This is a genomic window from Butyrivibrio sp. INlla18, from assembly GCF_900103635.1.
Taxonomy (GTDB): domain Bacteria; phylum Bacillota; class Clostridia; order Lachnospirales; family Lachnospiraceae; genus Butyrivibrio.
The window spans coordinates 131,469-150,954 of the sequence record NZ_FMXK01000006.1 but is presented as its reverse complement, the minus strand read 5'-3'; the positions used below and the strand labels follow the sequence as shown (position 1 = coordinate 150,954).

General features: G+C 40.0%; 17 protein-coding genes. All 17 read right to left on the bottom strand.

Translation table 11 applies throughout. The features are described from left to right. Nucleotides 1-5 precede the first annotated feature (5 nt). On the bottom strand, nt 6-824 hold the full coding sequence (locus tag BLS24_RS04755) for an Mrp/NBP35 family ATP-binding protein (protein ID WP_091756637.1): 819 nt from the start codon (nt 822-824) through the stop codon (nt 6-8). A 25-nt stretch (nt 825-849) separates the two neighbouring features. After that, complete coding sequence (locus BLS24_RS04750) at nt 850-1,833, bottom strand: glycosyltransferase family 2 protein (RefSeq protein WP_091756634.1); 984 nt, start codon at nt 1,831-1,833, stop codon at nt 850-852. A 143-nt stretch (nt 1,834-1,976) separates the two neighbouring features. Beyond that, nucleotides 1,977-2,465 (bottom strand): 3-isopropylmalate dehydratase small subunit, encoded by a 489-nt coding sequence (gene leuD / locus BLS24_RS04745; protein WP_091756632.1) that lies wholly within the window; start codon nt 2,463-2,465, stop codon nt 1,977-1,979. A gap of 18 nt (nt 2,466-2,483) precedes the next feature. Then, nucleotides 2,484-3,755, bottom strand: a complete 1,272-nt coding sequence (leuC, locus tag BLS24_RS04740; protein WP_091756630.1) for a 3-isopropylmalate dehydratase large subunit — start codon at nt 3,753-3,755, stop codon at nt 2,484-2,486. A gap of 85 nt (nt 3,756-3,840) precedes the next feature. Beyond that, nucleotides 3,841-6,279, bottom strand: a complete 2,439-nt coding sequence (locus tag BLS24_RS04735) for a YfhO family protein (RefSeq protein WP_176764334.1) — start codon at nt 6,277-6,279, stop codon at nt 3,841-3,843. 93 nt (nt 6,280-6,372) lie between these two features. Then, the gene (gene ilvC / locus BLS24_RS04730) at nt 6,373-7,401 is read right to left on the bottom strand and encodes a ketol-acid reductoisomerase (protein ID WP_091756626.1); all 1,029 of its coding nucleotides are present in this window, start codon (nt 7,399-7,401) and stop codon (nt 6,373-6,375) included. Between the two features lie 49 nt (nt 7,402-7,450). Then, the gene (ilvN, locus tag BLS24_RS04725) at nt 7,451-7,954 is read right to left on the bottom strand and encodes an acetolactate synthase small subunit (RefSeq protein ID WP_072702281.1); all 504 of its coding nucleotides are present in this window, start codon (nt 7,952-7,954) and stop codon (nt 7,451-7,453) included. A gap of 315 nt (nt 7,955-8,269) precedes the next feature. Next, entirely contained in the window at nt 8,270-8,752 is a 483-nt protein-coding gene (gene ilvN / locus BLS24_RS04720; protein WP_091756624.1) for an acetolactate synthase small subunit, read from the bottom strand. A 41-nt stretch (nt 8,753-8,793) separates the two neighbouring features. Next, entirely contained in the window at nt 8,794-10,419 is a 1,626-nt protein-coding gene (gene ilvB, locus BLS24_RS04715; RefSeq protein WP_091756622.1) for a biosynthetic-type acetolactate synthase large subunit, read from the bottom strand. A gap of 22 nt (nt 10,420-10,441) precedes the next feature. Further along, nucleotides 10,442-12,886, bottom strand: coding sequence for a homocysteine S-methyltransferase family protein (locus BLS24_RS04710; protein ID WP_091756620.1), 2,445 nt, complete (start codon nt 12,884-12,886; stop codon nt 10,442-10,444). Continuing rightward, nucleotides 12,883-13,935 (bottom strand): acyltransferase family protein, encoded by a 1,053-nt coding sequence (locus BLS24_RS04705; RefSeq protein WP_091756618.1) that lies wholly within the window; start codon nt 13,933-13,935, stop codon nt 12,883-12,885. The genes BLS24_RS04710 and BLS24_RS04705 overlap by 4 nt, the downstream gene beginning before the upstream one ends. Continuing rightward, a complete protein-coding gene (locus BLS24_RS04700; RefSeq protein ID WP_091756616.1) occupies nt 13,932-14,447 on the bottom strand; it encodes a hypothetical protein in 516 nt (171 codons plus the stop codon). Before BLS24_RS04700 ends, BLS24_RS04705 begins: the two co-directional genes overlap by 4 nt. Nucleotides 14,448-14,470: 23 nt before the next feature. Beyond that, nucleotides 14,471-14,896: an ATP synthase F1 subunit epsilon gene (atpC, locus tag BLS24_RS04695; RefSeq protein ID WP_091756614.1), complete on the bottom strand. Its 426-nt coding sequence runs from the start codon at nt 14,894-14,896 to the stop codon at nt 14,471-14,473. A gap of 3 nt (nt 14,897-14,899) precedes the next feature. Beyond that, nucleotides 14,900-16,291 (bottom strand): F0F1 ATP synthase subunit beta, encoded by a 1,392-nt coding sequence (gene atpD, locus BLS24_RS04690; RefSeq protein ID WP_091756613.1) that lies wholly within the window; start codon nt 16,289-16,291, stop codon nt 14,900-14,902. Next, nucleotides 16,278-17,210: an ATP synthase F1 subunit gamma gene (gene atpG / locus BLS24_RS04685; protein ID WP_091756611.1), complete on the bottom strand. Its 933-nt coding sequence runs from the start codon at nt 17,208-17,210 to the stop codon at nt 16,278-16,280. Before atpG ends, atpD begins: the two co-directional genes overlap by 14 nt. Next, nucleotides 17,197-18,990, bottom strand: coding sequence for a F0F1 ATP synthase subunit alpha (gene atpA, locus BLS24_RS04680; RefSeq protein WP_091756609.1), 1,794 nt, complete (start codon nt 18,988-18,990; stop codon nt 17,197-17,199). The genes atpG and atpA overlap by 14 nt, the downstream gene beginning before the upstream one ends. Then, nucleotides 18,983-19,474 carry an ATP synthase F0 subunit B gene (locus tag BLS24_RS04675; RefSeq protein ID WP_091756607.1) on the bottom strand — a complete coding sequence of 164 codons (492 nt, stop codon included), beginning with the start codon at nt 19,472-19,474 and terminating at the stop codon, nt 18,983-18,985. Before BLS24_RS04675 ends, atpA begins: the two co-directional genes overlap by 8 nt. Nucleotides 19,475-19,486 lie beyond the last annotated feature (12 nt).

The following is a 19,486-nucleotide window of genomic DNA, read 5'->3' as shown; positions in this document are numbered from 1 at the left end:
AGTTTTTATTCGATCATTCCTTCAAGGATATATACAAGACTATCAAGATAATCTTCCTTCATATCTTCGATCTTGCCTGCGTCGCAAAGTGATGCAAACTCTGGATCAAGAGGGATTCTGCCAAGAACGCTAAGTCCCTTAGAAGCTGCATAAGCTTCAAGACCGCTCTCACCAAAGATATTAAGCATCTCTCCGCAGTGAGGGCACTTCATATAGCTCATATTCTCAACGATACCGAGAACTGGAATATTCATCATATTGGCCATGTTAACAGCCTTCTCTACGATCATGTTAACAAGCTCCTGAGGAGTTGATACAACAATGATTCCATCAACAGGAAGAGACTGGAAAACTGTAAGAGGCACATCTCCTGTTCCAGGAGGCATATCTACAAACATAAAGTCCACATCGCCCCAGTTAACATCTGACCAGAACTGTTTAACAATACCTGCTATAACTGGACCTCTCCAGATAACAGGATCAGTCTCATGATCCATGAGCATATTAAGAGACATAACCTTGGTACCATGCTCTGTTACTGCAGGAATAAGACCATTTTCATCAGCAACGTTTAATTTGCCGATTCCAAACATCTTAGGAATTGAAGGACCTGTAATATCAGCATCCATGATTGCTGTCTTGTAGCCCTTTCTATTCATGTAAGTAGCTGAAAGACCTGTAACAAGGCTCTTTCCAACGCCGCCCTTACCACTTACGATTCCGATAACTTTCTTTACATGTGTATTAGCGCCAGGAGCAACTTTAAAATTCTCCTCCATCTGTTTCTTAAAGTCTTCTGGTTTCTTGCCGTGTCCGTTTGCCATTTTAAGTAAAAACTCCTATCTGTATTTATCTTTTGTATGTATAATTTGCGATCTCAACATCCTCTTCATCACCGATATAATCTCTGATGATAAAGCGAGGTCTATTCTTGGTCTCAAGGTAGATCTTGCCAATGTACTCACCAATTACGCCAAGGGAGATCATAATAAGTCCGCCAATAGCCCAAACAGAAAGAACTGTTGTAGTCCATCCAGGAATCGTATGACCTGTAAAATGTCGTACAAGTGAATAGATAAGTACAATGATGCTCACAAGGAAGATGCTAACGCCAAGGCCTGTGATCATCTTGATAGGCTTGGTGCTAAGGCTTGTGATACCTTCCATAGCAAAGCTTAGCATCTTGCGAAGAGGATATTTACTTTCTCCTGCAAATCTCTCTGCTCTCTCGTAGTAAACAACATCTGAGTTAAAGCCAACCATTGGAACGATTCCTCTAAGGAATAAGTTAACTTCGCCAAACTCAGATAGTGCCTGAAGGGCACGTCTACTCATGAGTCTGTAATCAGCGTGGTTGTAGACAGTATTGGCTCCAAGGGCATTCATAAGCTTATAAAAAGATTCTGCTGTGAATTTCTTAAAGAATGTGTCAGTAGCTCTTTTGGATCTGACACCATAGACAACATCTGCTCCATTAAGGAATTTATCAACCATCGCATCGATAGCATTGATATCATCCTGAAGATCTGCGTCAAGAGATATTGCTGCATCGCAAAGGTCTTTTGCTGTCATAAGACCAGCTAAAAGAGCATTCTGATGTCCCATATTTTTAGATAAGTTTATTCCCTGGAATAACTCACTTTTTTCATGAAGTTCACTAATGATGCTCCAAGTCTTGTCTTTAGATCCATCATTTACAAATAAGATCCTACTATCTTCTGCAATCTTACCTGCTGCAATAAGGCTTCTGATCTTGTCTTCAAGCCTACTTGCAGTTTCATGAAGTACTTCCTCTTCGTTATAACAAGGAATAACACAAAATAATCTGTTCATATCGTCCTCCGTATTCATACCCTTACAATAATAATATAAATCAGTACATTTTTAAAGGCGACAACCAAAAAACAGTTACCATTCTAAGTTTTTGGAATAACAAAAAACAGGGTGGCTTTTTCTGCCACCCTGAAAAGTTTATCTTACTTTTGATTTATGTAATTTATAAGTCCCTCTGAGTCTATTATCTTTTGCATAAATGGAGGGAATGCCTGGCCTTTAAAGCTCTTTCCTGTTGTCTCATCTGTAATTACGCCTGAGTCAAAGTCAATGTTTACAACATCTCCAGCCTTTATAGCCTCAGCAGCTTCCTCGCACTCGATAATAGGAAGTCCTATGTTGATGCTGTTTCTGTAAAAGATCCTTGCAAAGCTCTTGGCTACAACACAGCTAACACCAGCGCACTTAATAGCAAGCGGAGCATGTTCTCTAGATGAGCCACATCCAAAGTTTTTGTCAGCAACTATGATATCTCCAGCCTTAACCTTATTAGCAAAGTCTTTATCGATATCTTCCATGCAGTGCCTTGCTAGTTCAGAGCCATCTGTGGTATTCAGATATCTTGCAGGAATGATCACATCTGTGTCAACGTTATCGCCATATTTAAAAACGGTACCTCTTGCTGCCTTCATCTTACCTTTCCTCCTCCATTAAAGTCCCAGCTCTGATGGCTGTGATATTTTGCCTGTTACTGCGCTTGCCGCTGCAACAGCAGGGGAAGCAAGATAAATCTCAGAATCAATAGCTCCCATTCTTCCTACAAAGTTTCTGTTTGTAGTAGAAACGCATCTTTCACCTGATGCAAGAACTCCCATATATCCGCCAAGACATGGTCCGCAGGTTGGAGTTGATACGATAGCTCCGGCTTCTACAAAGGTCTTTAAAAGTCCCTCTTCCATTGCTGTCAGATAGATCTTCTGAGTAGCAGGGATCACGATACATCTGATTCCTTCTGCTACGTGATGACCAGCAAGGACCTCCGCAGCTATTCTAAGGTCATCAATTCTGCCGTTTGTGCAAGATCCAATTACTACCTGATCTATCTTGATATCTTTTATATCATCAAAGGTATGAGTATTCTCTGGAAGATGTGGGAACGCAACAGTTGGCTTTAAACTGCTAAGGTCAATTGTGTACTCCTCATCATACTCAGCATCCTCATCAGCTTCATATACTGTAAACTTCTTGTTTGGCGCATGTTCCTTAACATAAGCCATAGCAATGTCGTCTACAGGGAAGATTCCGTTCTTGCCGCCAGCTTCGATAGCCATGTTGGCAATAGTAAATCTGTCATCCATAGAAAGGTTCTTTATACCCTCTCCTACAAATTCCATTGACTTATAAAGAGCTCCGTCAACACCGATCATACCAATGATATGGAGAATGACATCCTTACCACTTACCCATTTTGAAGGCTTGCCTACAATATTGAACTTGATAGCTGATGGAACCTTGAACCACGCCTTACCTGTAGCCATTCCAGCAGCCATATCAGTAGATCCGATACCTGTAGAAAATGCTCCCAAAGCGCCGTAGGTACAAGTGTGTGAATCTGCACCGATTATAAGGTCTCCTGGAACTGTAAGTCCCTGCTCTGGTAAAAGAGCATGCTCAATGCCCATCTTACCTACTTCAAAATAGTTAGTGATCTTGTTCTTAATAGCAAACTCCCTAACGCATTTGCAGTTCTCAGCAGATTTAATATCTTTGTTTGGTACAAAATGATCTGGAACAAGGGCAATCTTGTCCTTATCAAATACTCCCTCTTTTGTGAACTTTGACATTTCTTTGATAGCTACAGGGCTTGTAATGTCATTACCAAGGACAAGATCAAGATCAGCCTCAATAAGCTGTCCAGCCTTAACCTCTGAAAGTCCCGCATGTGCTGCCAAAATCTTCTGGCTCATGGTCATTCCGCTCATACTGTCATATCTCCTTGCCTTAATTTATATCAAAAACAATATAGTAAATATAACATAGTAAAAGGAAGTAAAACACATAACAAATTTAATCGTTTTTCTTGATTATTTTTAATGTGCAAATGCCATAACCCAAGAGAATAACAAGGGCTAACAAACTAAGAGTGCCGCCATTTTTGAACCCTTCTGGTGTATAGGTAACTCTGATCTCATGAACGCCGCCAGATACTGGTATTGCCATAAGACCATAATCAGCTCTTACAATCTCTGTCTCTTTTCCATCTACTGTGCAGCTAAAGCCCTCTGTAAATGGCACTGAGAAGAATACCAAAGTGTTATCCTTTAGTATTGAGGTTGTAGCACTAAAGCCGTAAGTATCTGTAACAAAACTTGAACAAGAAGTAGCTTTTCTATTGTCGCACTCTTTTTCAAATCTATAGTAGTTCATCTCATCATTTATGAGATCTTCTGCTGTAAGCTCAGTCATAATAAGGCTATCACCGTATTTAAGAGCATCATCATCAGAAATGATAAGTGCCCTAGAAAGGTCATAGTCATGGTCTTCAGGATCAAGGTCTTCCCACTCAGACTCTGTTATGTAGTAATCATAGGTAAATCCCATTGGGATAAAGTTCTTATTTTCAAATACGTCAAAACCATTCTGCGAATCATGGAAAACGTAGCCGTCTGTACCTTCGCCATTGTTAAAGATCCTGTTCTTGCTGATGATGGCATTTTCCATATAGTACCTTGCAGAAAGAATAGCCCTAGCTCCTACTCTATTAACAGGGATAGTGGTCTCTACTGTTCTGTTAATACCAAGTGTTCCATGAAGGAAATCAAAGATCTCAGATGGAACGGTACTAAGGAAGCAATGAATTGAAGGGATTCCCCAAGCCATATCATAGTTGGTGGAGGTACTGTCCACTTCTCCTCTGCAGAAATCACTTTGATCAACTACTGTCTTATTAAAGAGCATCTGCTCCTGCCACTTGATCTTACCCTTATCACTTATGATAGAGCTTCCGTTCTGAAGTGGTATAAAGGTTGATAAGATGCAGCTTGCAATAACTGTAAAGAGTACAATCCTATCTCTTATAGTAATTGGGAATCTGTCTTTTTTGCCTATCTTCTTTGGAATTACAAATACCAGGATAAGGAGGATAAAGCTCATGATGGCTGTTCCGAGAACATCCAAAAGGAAGATCTTGCTATTCTCAGTCATGTTAAAGAAAACTGTTTCGCCCGCATCATTCTTGGATGGGAAGAAATATACACCCACAAAGAAAAGGAACATGATAACTGCAACAACAGTACCAACCTTAAGCTGGTGAGACTTTCCTCTTTCTGCAACCTGTGCTGTCATAAGGCACATGATGAGAATTGGCATGTAGAACCATCTAGCATAATATGAGCTGTTGAACATGGAAAAAGATGCATTAAATACCGGGATCACAGCCATAACTGCGCATACGATAAGGATAGTCTTTTCCCAGTTTCTCTTCTTTTTGTTAAGTAAAAAGAACGCAACAACACCTGAAATACCAAATAAAGGAATATATGCTGCAAGGGAAGCATTCTTGACTGTTCCTGTATAGAACAAGGTTCCCTTACCAATGATATCAGGAAGCATAGAAAGGCTCTTTACGATATCCCACAAAAGCTTCTCACTTGGATAAACAAGGATATCATAGCCATTTATGTAATTATCTAGTCTAGAGTTACCCTGAATTCCTGCAAAGGCCTGCAACAGGAAAAATGCAGCAAGCATAACACCTGTAATGCCACCAAGAAGGGCTCTAATAAACATCATGCAGATAGTCTTAAAGTTATTACCCTGTGTGTATCTTACAAAGAAATAGATAACAAGGAACAACACCTGGCCAAAGAAGAAATAATAGTTAACTATGGACATAAATGCAGTTATAAGCGCAAAAAGAATAAATGGCTTACCTGAAAGCTTAAAGGCGCCCTCTTCATCCTTGTGATCCACTGCCATAAGATTCTCAAAGGCCATAAGGAACAATGGGAAAAATGCTACTGAATCAGTAAAGTGGTTAAATACGATGTTGCAGGCGTTAAAGCCGGAAAATGCATAGAGATAGCCACCTACCATAGCATAGGTATATTTGTGGACATAACGTGAAATATAAAGATATGCACATGTAGCAGCTGTAGCATATTTAAGTGCCATCAGAAATGGCATAAGATATGGAATCGCACTCTCATCAAAGAGCATAGTGATCCAAAAAAATGGGCTTCCCCAAAGATAAAAGGCAAAGTCGCCAAACATAGTACCACCAAGATCAATATTCCAGTTCCAGAAAAAATCACCGTTTTCTACTGCTCTATGGGCAGCAAGATAAAATGGTATCTGCTGTACGTTATAATCGCCATAGTAAAAGAAAGGCAGACCTCTCCTAACAAAAATAGGAAGTGCCGCCAGCACATACATAAGGAATGCGCTCAAAAACATCACTATAGGCACATAATACTTCTTTTTCTCAGACTTTTTCTCTTCAGACATTTTCATAATACCTCTTAACAAAACACATAATAAAAGGGTGTCATCATAAATGACACCCTCTCTATATTAGTCTATATTTGTAACATTTTCAAATTAGTTGTTAATAAGCTTGTCTGACTCGTTATTCCAGCTGTAAAGCTTTCTGATCTCAGCACCGATCTGCTCTGATGGATGCTCAGCGTGAAGCTTTCTCATAGCCTTGAAGTGAACCTGTCCGCCAGCTTCTGACATATCAAGGAGGAATTCCTTAGCGAATGTTCCATCCTGGATATCTGAAAGGATCTTCTTCATTGTCTTCTTGGTCTCATCTGTGATGAGCTTAGGACCTGTGATGTAATCACCATACTCAGCTGTGTTAGAGATTGAATATCTCATTCCAGCAAAGCCTGACTGATAGATAAGGTCAACGATGAGCTTCATCTCGTGTACGCACTCGAAGTATGCATTTCTTGGATCATAACCAGCCTCAACAAGTGTATCGAAACCAGCCTGCATAAGAGCACAAACACCGCCGCAAAGAACAGCCTGCTCACCAAAGAGGTCAGTCTCTGTCTCTGTTCTGAATGTTGTCTCTAAAAGACCAGCTCTTGCTCCACCAATTCCAGCACCATATGCAAGTGCAAGATCAAGAGCCTTACCTGTTGCATCCTGCTCTACAGCAACAAGACAAGGTGTTCCCTTTCCAGCCTGGTACTCAGAACGAACTGTATGTCCAGGAGCCTTAGGAGCGATCATTGTAACGTCTACATCCTTAGGAGCCTTGATAAGTCCAAAGTGAACATTGAAACCATGAGCAAACATGAGCATGTTGCCTGGCTGAAGGTTTGGCTCGATGTCCTCTTTGTACATCTTGGCCTGCTTCTCATCATTGATGAGGATCATGATGATATCAGCCATCTTAGCAGCTTCTGCTGTGTTATAAACCTTAAGTCCCTGAGCCTCAGCCTTAGCTTTGCTCTTAGAACCTTCATAAAGACCGATGATTACGTTGCATCCTGAATCCTTGAGGTTAAGGGCATGAGCATGTCCCTGTGAACCATAACCAATAATAGCAATTGTCTTACCCTCAAGTAATGAAAGATTACAATCTTCCTGATAAAAAATTCTAGCATCCTGTGACATTTCTTCTTCCTCCTAAAAATGTGGTATGGGCGTAATTTCCGCCCTTTATTTACTCATCTAGATAGATGACTTTATCTGTTCCTCTTCCAAGACCTGCAATACCTGTACGAGCAAGCTCGAGGATCTCGTAGCCTTCAAGAAGCTTTAAGAAGGCGTCAATCTTTGACTGATTACCTGTTATCTCGATGATGAGTGAATCTGGACTTACATCAATGATATTGCCTCTGAAAATATCAGCAGTAGCAAGTATGCTCTGTCTCTGATCAGCTTCTGCTCTAACCTTAACAAGGGCAAGCTCTCTATAAACACTGTCCTCGGGCAGAAGTTCATGAATATCCCTTACGTCAACCAGCTTGGATACCTGCTTCTCAATCTGATCAAGGATCACATCGTCTCCAGATGCAACGATAGTGATACGTGTGAATCTAGGATCAGCGGTAGTTCCTGCTGTTATGCTCTCAATGTTGTAGCCTCTTCGTGAAAACAAACCTGAAATTCTTGAAAGTGTACCAGGATTGTTATCAACTAAAAGCTGAAATACCTTTTTACGCATTTTTTCTCCTCAAAATATGTGGTTCAATTGCAGTGTTGGCGCCTATACTTTCACACTTTAAATTGTGAATATTTTGTATGCCCTGTCACGTGGTTTTTGAACCATATTTACGATTATTAGTCCGCTAAATCCAACTAATTTAATCAAATTATACTCTTTTGATGTGCTATGTCAACAAGAAATTCTTTCAAGCTTTAAACTTGCAATATTTTACTGCAATAAAGTGCATTGTTCAAATAAAAGATCAGTGCACAAAACACTGATCTTAATTGCTTAATCTGGAATTATAATAACGACTGTTGTTATTATATTTTTCTACATCTCCTTACACTTAGTAAGTGCTACAGTTCCAGTACGAGCAATCTCCACAATGCTGACACTCTTTAACATCTCGATAAAGAGCTCAATTCTTTCGGAAGTATCACATATCTGTATGATCATCATGTTCTTTGACATATCAACTATCTGGGCATTCATGATCTCGCAGTTTTCCATGATATCTCTTCTGTTATCTTTGTTGTACTTAACCTTTATTAGCATGAGCTCTCTGTTTATACTCATACTTTCCTTAAAGGTCTTTACCTTAATAACATCTATTTTTTTATTTAACTGCTTTTCAATCTGCTCAATAGTTCTCTCATCACCGGTTGATACAATAGTCATGCAGGATACGCTCTTGTCATTGGTCTCTCCTACAACCAGTGAATCTATATTGAAATTTCTACGGGAAAAGAGTCCTGATACCTTAGAAAGTACACCAGCTCTATTTTCAACCAAAACAGAATATATTCTTTTCATATAATCATCGCCCTTTCATAGGTAGATAACATGTGTTACGATTATTTTGTAAGTGCCATCGGGTCTACAACCACTTCCATAAGCGAAGAATTATCATCCTTCAGGAAAGCTTTTATATCCTTTATCACGTTGCTATCGCCATTGATCTTCATATAATCCATGCCATATGCTGCTGCAATCATAGAAAGATCCGGATCTCCAGAAAGCTCAACCATTGAATAATTATCGTTGTAAGCAAAATGCTGATGCTCTCTTACCATTCCAAGATAGCCATTTTTCATGACCACGATCTTTACAGGTATTCCATACTGTCTCATGGTAGCAAGCTCCATCATAGACATCTGAAATGCGCCATCGCCGATCACAGCTACCACCTGTTTGTTTGGAGCAGCAATCTTGGCACCCATAGCAGCAGGAATAGAATAACCCATAGTTCCCATTCCTCCTGATGTAAGGAATCGTCCATCACGAACCTTACTGCACTCACAAGACCACATCTGATTCTGACCTACATCAGCTACATAAATTGCATCATCCTTCATGCATTCTGAAAGCTTACAAATAAAGTCCTTAGGATCAAGATATCCATCTTTACTTTCAATCTTTTGAGAAGCGTTCTCTTTCTTATATTTTTCAAGAAGCTTAACCCATTCTCTATGATCATCAGCATGATCATCCATTTCCAAGAAGTCATGGAAAATATGCTTGATATCACCTACAAGAGGAATTGTCGGACCAACATTTTTGCCAATCTCAGCAGGATCAACATCAATATGGACCATGACCTTATTCTCTGTAATAAGATCTGGTCTGTTAACTGCTCTATCAGCAACTCTTGCTCCTACCATAAGCAGAAGATCTGATTCATTCATAGCCCTGTTTGCATAGGACTGTCCATTGTTTCCTACCATTCCAAAATACAAAGGATGGTCAGTTGGCATAACACCTATTCCCATCATAGTTGATACAACAGGAACATTATTTAGTTCTGCAAATTTTCTAAGTTCTTCTACTGCGCCGCTTAAGTGAACACCGCCACCAGCACAGATAATAGGGCGTTTTGCCTTTTCAACTTCTTTTATGACTTTTTTGATCTGAGCCATATTTCCATTAACAGTTGGCTTATAGGTTCTCATAGAGATTGACTCGGGATAGCTAAACTTTGTAGTAAGTTCAGATAGCTGAATATCATAAGGAATATCAATAAGTACAGGTCCCTTTCTACCAGTGCTGGCAATAAAGAAGGCCTCCTTAAATATTCTTGGAATATCATTTACATCACGAACAAGATAGCTATATTTTACAAAAGACTCCACAGCACCTGTGATATCAGCCTCCTGAAAAACATCACTTCCTATCATGTCACTATTTACCTGTCCAGTAATAGCTACGAGAGGAATACTATCTGCATAGGCAGTTGCAATACCTGTGATAAGATTTGTGGCACCAGGGCCTGATGTAACAGCACACACTCCTACCTTGCCGCTGATCCTAGCGTATCCACTGGCGCAGTGGGCTGCATTTTGCTCTGTTCGAATAAGGACTCTTTTAATATCAGAATCCAGCATCTTGTTCCAAAATGGATCAATAGCTACACCTGAATATCCAAAAATAACATCTGTTTTTTCTTTTTCAAGGCATTTTACTATTGCCTCAGCTCCGATCATAGGTACTTCCTCCTTCAAATCATTATATGTTTAAGATCTGCTTAACTACTCTTACTGCATCTGCTGCATCAGAAGAATAGCCATCTGCTCCGATCTCATCTGCATAATCCTGAGTTACTACCGCTCCTCCGATAATGATCTTGCTGGAAACATCTTCTTTCTTGGCAAGATCCACCACGTTCTTCATTTCTTTCATGGTAGTAGTCATAAGAGCTGAAAGAGCTATTATACTTGCATTATTCTCCTTAGCAGCCTTGATGATCTCCTCTTTTGGCACATCTTTTCCAAGATCTATAACATTAAAGCCATAGTTCTTGAGCATAAGAGCTACAAGATTCTTGCCAATATCATGAATGTCCCCATGGACAGTAGCAATTACGATAGATGGAAGTTTATTACCGCTATCTGCTCCCTTTTGTAAAAGAGGCTCTAAATAACCGATAGATAACTTCATAGCCTCTGCTCCAGAAATAAGCTGTGGAAGGAAATATTTGCCCTTATCAAAAAGATCGCCAACTTCATTGATAGCAGGCATCAAAACGTTATCAAGAATAACTCTAGGCTCAATTCCTTCATTTATTGCTCTCTCTGTATCTTTTACAATAGTTCTCTTAGAACCATTTAGTACATCTTGTTTTATTATATCAAGAATATTGTCACTATTTACTAAAGGAGCTTTAACTTCTTTTGAAGTACCAGCTGTAGCGTCTTTCACCTCTTCATATCTTTGCATTCTCTGAATGTATCTGATATCTGCGCCTTCCTTGTTGCGTAAAAGATCTGATGCAAAGGCCGCATTTACCAAAAGCTCCTGAGATGGATTGGCAATAGCCATAGAAAGGCCTCTTGAAATAGCCATTGTAAGGAAGGCGGTGTTGACGTTCATTCTCTGAGGCAGACCAAAAGAGATATTGGAAAGTCCGCAAATGGTAGCAAAACCGTTGTCATGGCAATATCCAATAGTATCTAAAGTATTGATCGCTGCATTTGGATCAGCACCAACTGTAGCAACAAGACCATCTACCACAATATCTTCCCGAGTCATGCCCATGTCATAAGCCATCTGAGACAGTGTATTGATATTGGATATCTTTTCCTCAGTATTTTTTGGAAGTCCCTCTGGGTTAAGAGGAAGTAAGATAAACATAGCACCATACTTCTTGGCAAGAGGAAGGAACTTTTCAGCCTTTCCCTTTTCAAGAGATATGGAGTTCATAAGAGCTCTTCCAGGATATAGTCTAAGAGCTACCTCCATTACTTCTGCGCTACTAGTATCAATGCAAAGAGGAAGGTCTGTAATAGAAATTACTTCTTCCATTACCTTTAGCATCATTTCCTTTTCATCGATACCGCTCATTCCCACATTGATATCAAGAACTGAGGCTCCATCTTCTTCCTGGCTTCTGGCAAAATCAGATACCATATCGAGATTTCCTTCACGAAGCTCTGCCTGAAGTTTCTTTTTACCAGTAGGATTGATTCTCTCTCCTACTATCATGAAAAGATCATCCATTCCAAAGGAAAGACTCCTTCTCTCAGATGAAAGATATCTTCTTCCTGAGATCTTTCTTGGAATATCTTTATCAATCTTGCGGTCTCCATAGGTCTTTTTAAGTGACGCAATATATTCAGGTGTTGAACCACAGCATCCACCAAGGATCGAAGCACCTGCATTTATAAGCCTTTCAATCTCTGTAGTAAATACTCCTGCGTCCATATCATATTCAGTGTTACCATTTGCATCAACAGAAGGAAGACCTGCGTTAGGCTTAGCAATAATAGGAATACGAGTAACCTCAGCCATATTCCTTATTACTTCTTCCATCTTGTCTGGGCCAGTTGAACAGTTAGCACCAATTGCACTTGCGCCCATAGCCTCTAGAGTAATAGCACTAGAAGCCGCATCAGAACCATAAAGAGTCCTACCGTCTGCTTCAAAGGTAAGGGTTACCATAACGGCCATATCTGTAACTTCAGAAGCCGCAATAAGAGCTGCTCTGCACTCCTGAAGGCTCATCATAGTCTCTACTACCAAAATATCGCAGCCAGCCTCTTCTAATATCTTTATCTGTTCCTTATAAACATCAACAAGCTCTTCGAAATCAAGGTCACCTATAGGCTTTAACTGTCTGCCTGTCATAGTGATGTCACCAGCAACAAGAGCCTTGTCTCCTGCAGCCTCTTTGGCCAGTTTAACAAGCTCTGTATTTATCTCTTTTATCTGGTCATTAAGACCATAGTCAGATAGCTTGATCCTATTTCCGGTAAAGGTTGGAGCATAGATAATATCTGAACCAGCGTCCACATAAGCCTTCTGAAGCTCCAGCATTACGTCCTTGTGCTCCAAGATCCACTTTTCAGGGCACACTCCAGCTGGCATCCCAGCCTTCATAAGGTTAGTGCCTGTAGCGCCATCAAGGAATATCATTTTATTTTCGCAAAATTTCAAAAAAGCTTCTTTGTTCATTTTATCTTCCTTTTATTCAATATATATGATGGAATAAGCCATACCAAAAGTATGCAGATCACCATTATCAAAACAGGCTTAACATTCATAGGTATCACCGGAATATAGCCCATATTAGAAAGCTGATCAAGTAAACTGATCACAAGTACGTGGTAAAAATAGATGTTAGAAGATCCCTCTTTGCCAATCTTCCAAAGGTATCTTCCACCGGTAATCCCGCATTCAGACAAAAAGAGGATTCCGATAACAATAAGAAGTGACCCCAAATATACTTCCTTTTTTCCAAAAATGATAAACTCTATAACGCCAGATATCAAGCCTACAAATATATCCACTTTTCCAAAAAGTGCCCATTTTAAAGTTAAAGATTTATACTCTGTATCTGAAAGTGCTTCTTTCCTACTTGCAACATAGTCTGAAAACAATATGCCCATGAGCACAAAAGGCATTCCCACAAAAAGCCAGTTTCTCATGACATACCATGTGTTTACGCTGATTCCAAAGGGTCTTATTGGATAATAATTTTGAAGGAGCTGTCCAAAGAATAAGAAAAACAGCAATATTCCAATAAGTGCCTTGTACCATTTCCTTAAAACTGGTGCAAAGATATAGATCAGACCATATACATATATAAGTGCAAACAGGTACCACATATGATCAAAGGTAAAAGAGCCATCATATACGAACTTGCCTGAATTAAAAAGGAAAAACCATCTGGCCTCTGAAAGATTATACTTTGAAGAAAGCCATCCAAAAAAAGACTCACCAATGCATAGATGATAGATCAGTGAATAGATACTATAGACTAAATAGACTACGGTAGTCACCTTTAAAGTTTTAACTAAAGATTTCCCTACTTTACGCCTGATATCAGGAATTTGTGTCATCTCATGAGGAAGTAAGAATCTACCTGAAACAGCAAAAAAGAAAGGAACTGCAAATCTAGAAGTAGCATCCACAATGTCACCAAACACACCGCTAAAGCGGGTGTGTATTGCAATGACACACATGGATGCTATAAATTTGATCAAATATAAAAATGTATTCATTCTTCAGAACTTGTCGCTACTGTAGAGAACTGATAGGACTCTTCGGTAGTAACAGTTACTCCCTCTCCTGATGGAACTTCTCCATGAAGAACCTGTAAGATTACATGAGCTCTGCTGTTAGCTCTCTGATAATACTGAGAAGCAAGTGCCTCACTATCCTCATCAAAGTCCCCATCATATGCCTGATGATAAAACTCATTAGCCATCTGCATGTAATCTGCAGCTTCTTTTGCTATATCTGATATACCAGAAAACTGGTCAGGTATCTCATACTCTGCCATTTTCTTGTACTCTTCATTCATCTCATCAAGATAGCCTAAAAGTTCTGCCTTGGCACCCTCTGAACTGGTGTCTATTGAATTAATGGCATTGTCATAATAAGCAAGCTTATCATAAAAATTAGACATGTTTGTCTTATATGTATCAAGTTCCTCTGACTTCTGTACCCCACAGCCTGCCATAACAAAACACATAGCCATGATCATAATGCTAGTTAAAATATTTTTTTTCAACGAAATCAAATCTCATTCCCCACTTAGTCAGTATACTTAGATGCAGCCTTAAGTCTTGAAAGAGCTCTTGCAAGTCCTGCCTGGGATTTCTTGAACTCTTTGATAGACTGCTTTTGTGCCAAATGTTCCATGGCAAATTCATAGGCTTCCTGAGCTCTTCTCTTGTCGATATCCTCAGGTCTCTCAACAGTATTAACAAGAACAATACATCTGTTGTTGGCAACCTGAACAGAGCCAAGGCTCACTACGCCTACAAGCCATTCTCCTCCTGGCTTTTTTATCTTAATGATCCCATCAGACAAAGCAAGTATCATCTCCTCATGTTCTGCTAAAATAGCAAGTTCTCCGTCCTCACATGGAAGAATGATCTCTTCTGCCCTGTCATCGTAGAAAACACCATTAACTGATATAACCTTAAGTCCAAAGGTAGCGTTTGTTTTATCACTCATATATTACGCCTCTATCTGCTTTGCCTTCTCAATTACTTCATCGATAGTTCCAACATTAAAGAATGCTGCTTCTGGATACTGATCCATCTCACCATCAATGATAGCCTTAAATCCCTTTACTGTCTCAGCAAGTGGAACGAACTTACCCTTGATACCTGTAAACTGCTCAGCAACATGGAATGGCTGAGACAAGAATCTCTGAATCTTACGAGCTCTGTAAACCGTGCTCTTATCCTCATCACTAAGTTCTTCCATACCAAGGATAGCAATGATATCCTGAAGTTCTTTGTACTTCTGTAATATTTCCTGAACCTTCATGGCTGTTTCATAATGCTCTTTTCCTACGATATCCTCTTCAAGGATACGGCTGGATGATTCAAGAGGATCAACAGCTGGATAGATACCCTGTTCAACGATCTTACGAGAAAGAACTGTTGTAGCATCGAGGTGTGCAAATGTTGTTGCTGGTGCTGGGTCAGTAAGGTCATCTGCAGGCACATAAACAGCCTGTACAGAAGTTACAGAACCAAATCTTGTAGATGTGATCCTCTCCTGAAGAGAGCCAAGATCTGTAGCAAGTGTAGGCTGATAACCTACGGCTGAAGGCATTCTTCCAAGAAGTGATGATACTTCAGAACCAGCCTGAACAAATCTAAAGATATTATCAATGAAAAGAAGTACATCCTGATGCTTAACATCTCTGAAGTATTCAGCCATTGTAAGACCAGTCTCAGCAACTCTCATACGAGCTCCTGGTGGCTCATTCATCTGTCCAAACACAAGGGCTGTCTTGTTGATAACGCCAGACTGCGTCATTTCAGACCAAAGGTCATTACCTTCTCTTGAACGCTCTCCAACACCTGTAAATATTGAGTATCCGCCGTGCTCAGTAGCGATATTCTGGATAAGTTCCTGAATAAGAACCGTCTTACCTACACCAGCTCCTCCAAATAGACCGATCTTACCGCCTTTAGCGTATGGAGCAAGAAGATCGATTACCTTGATGCCTGTTTCCAAAACCTCAACTACAGGGCTCTGGTCAACAAGCTTAGGTGGCTCTCTATGAATATCCCATTTCTCAGAGGTCTTGAGATCACCTTTTTTATCAATAGGCTCTCCAAGAACGTTGAACAGTCTTCCAAGAACCTCTTCTCCAACAGGGGCCTTTATGGAACCTCCCGTAGGAAAAACCTCCATATCCTTGGCAAGGCCTTCACTTGGAGACAGCATAATGCAACGAACAACGTCATCACCTATATGCTGTGCTACTTCCATAACTCTTTTTTGATCTTCTACATAAACTTCCAAAGAATCGCTTATGTAAGGAAGGTCGCTATCATCAAATTTTACATCAACTACAGGTCCCATTACCTGTAAAATCTTACCGTTTTTCAAGTGCCGCTCCTTTTTTCTTTGCTTCCTTACTACGTTTAAGAGCTTTTGCTCCGCTGACAACCTCGGTGATCTCCTGGGTTATCAAAGCCTGTCTAGTGCGATTGTATGTCCTTTGAAGATTATCAAGCATCTTCTCAGCGTTCTTGTTGGCTGAATCCATAGCCATCATTCTGGCGCTCTGAACACTACAAAAGGCTTCAACAAGTGCTCCATATATAAATCCTGTAATATAGTTAGGTACGATGTTATCAAGGATCGCTGAAGGGCTTGGTTCCATAAGGAACTCTTCTCTCATTACACCAGCTGGCTGTTCCATCATCTGAATATCAGTAATGATATCAAGTGGAAGGAGCTTTTCAAATCTGGCCTCACAGACATTACCATGAACTGTAGTATAAATAACATAGAATTCATCAATCTGTCTTGAGTAATAGTAATCCAATATCTCAGCCGCTATCTTTCTGGCTCTGTGAAGTGTTGGATTCTGAGAAGTGAAAAGAAATGACTCTTCAATGTCCATATTCTTGGAAGCAAAGTGAAATCTTCCAACTTCACCAATGACAAAGAGTTTCCACTTATCACCGTCATTTTTGATATGCTCCTCTGCTATATCCAAAACGTTATGGTTATAAGCACCGGCAAGTCCCTTATCATCGGTAAATATAATGTATCCTTTTCTTCTTTCTTTTTCAGGAATATCAAGCCTTGTCTCAAGAAAGATATTTTCAACGCCCTCTGGAAGATGACGCACAACTCTTGATATCATAGCCTGAGTAGCAAAGAAAAACGGCTCAGTTTCTGTGAGCATCTTCTTGGCCTTTCTAAGCTTGGTAGAAGAAATGAGGTACATCGCATTTGTAATTTTCTTGGTATCATTGACCGAATTTATTCGATCTCTGATCTCTTTAATTGTTGCCATGACTCTTTTCTATCTCTTCCTTAAGTAGCTTGTTCTCTGCATCATTAAACTCATCAACACAGTCAAGGATCCTCTTCTTTAACTGTTCTGACAGATCACCGCTCTTTTGAAGCTCTTCACAAATATCTGCATGTTCTGTATTAAAGAATGTAAGAAGCTTTTCCTTATATGCTCTTACTTTCTTGACTGGGATCATATCAAGTCTTCCTGCACCAACTGCCACCAAGATAATAACCTGCTCATGCATTGCAAGAGGATGCTCCAAAGGCTGTTTAAGAAGTTCCATAAGAACATCACCATGACGAAGCTGATTCTTGGTAGTCTCATCAAGATCTGAACTAAACTGAGTAAATACTGCCATTTCTCTATACTGAGCAAGATCAACTCTTATGCTGCCGGCAGCTTTTTTCATAGCTTTGGTCTGAGCCGCACTACCTACACGGGATACAGAAAGACCTACGTTAACGGCTGGTCTCATACCTGCAAAGAACAGATCACTTTCAAGGAAGATCTGTCCATCAGTAATAGAGATAACGTTAGTAGGAATATACGCTGATACGTCTCCACCAAGAGTCTCGATAATTGGAAGGGCTGTTATAGAACCGCCTCCAAGCTCTGAAGAAAGCTTACTTGATCTTTCAAGAAGTCTTGAATGAAGATAGAATACGTCTCCAGGATAAGCCTCTCTACCAGGTGATCTCTCAAGCAATAGAGAAAGTGCTCTGTAAGCCACAGCATGCTTGGAAAGGTCGTCGTAAACAATGAGTACGTCCTTGCCCTGATGCATAAAGTACTCAGCAAGAGCTGTTCCTGAGTAAGGTGCGATATACTGAAGTGGTGCCATGTCAGAAGCAGTTGAACTAACTACTATTGAATAATTCATGGCTCCAGTCTTTTTAAGTGTCTGTATGATCTTGGCAACTGTAGATGCCTTCTGACCTATAGCTACATAGATACAGATAACATCCTTGCCCTTCTGATTGATGATAGTATCAAGGGCAATTGAAGTCTTACCGGTCTGTCTGTCACCAATGATAAGCTCACGCTGTCCTCTACCAATAGGGAACATAGTATCAATTGACAAGATACCGGTCTCCATAGGCTCATTAACAGACTGTCTCTCGATAATTCCAGGAGCTGGCTCCTCTACTGCTCTATACCCTGATTCCTTGATATCTCCAAGTCCGTCAATAGGAGCACCAAGAGCATCAACAACTCTTCCTATGAAGGCTTCACCTACTGGGATACCTGCCTCTTTGTAGGTTCTGACAGCTCTTGTTCCCTGTCTGATACCTGTATCATTACCAAAAAGGATACAACCTATATGATCATCTCTGATATCCTGAGCCATACCTCTGGTTCCATCTTCAAATTCAATGATCTCACCGTAAAAAGCATGCTCGATACCATCGATATTGGCAATTCCATCACCAACCCAAGTAACAGTTCCAACCTCTCTATCCTCAATAGAAAGCTCAAAGTTCTCAACCTTTGTGCTGAGCATAGATATGATCTTGCCTGTTTCACGATTTTCTTTATTTTTACTTAAATTATTGAGCTCAGCACGAAGCTGTCTTGCTCTTCCTGCATCTGACCAGTCATACTCAAAGTTCTTGCAGGAAACAACAAAACCGCCGCCTATAGATGGATCTTCATAGACGTCAATCTCAATATCATCTGTATTAAATTTCTTTTGAAGAACAGCTTTGATCTTGTCAATCTGTTCACTGCTGGGAGCTGTGCTAGCATAGCGCAGCTTTGCTCTTAAACTTTCACTCATTACTTACTCCAGCTTCACTAATAAACTTGTCATAAAGTTCCAGATCATCCTGAGTGCTATGCTTGGTAGCAGCAATCTTAGAAGCTGCATCAATTACCATATCTGTAAGCTGAGCTGCATAGACCTCTTTAGCTCTCTCATTCTCAACTTCAGCATTGTGCTTAGCTTCTGTAAGGATCTGCTCTCCCTTTTTCTTGGCATCATTTACAATGCGCTCATACTCGTCATAGCCCTGCTTCTTGATGTCAGAAAGGATCTGTTCTTTTTCCTCATCAGCAAGTTCAATCTTCTTTTCGTATTCTCTCTTAGTGTTAAGGGCTTCCTGAGTAGCCTTATCAGCTGCCTTTGTAGCCTCATCCACTTCCTCTTTACGCTGCATAAAGATATTGTCGATTCTCTGGAAAAGAAATTTCTTGGCAATAAAATACAAGATCAGAAGATTTATGATTGTACATGCGATGTTTACAATACTAGTAGTTAACACGACTTACCAACT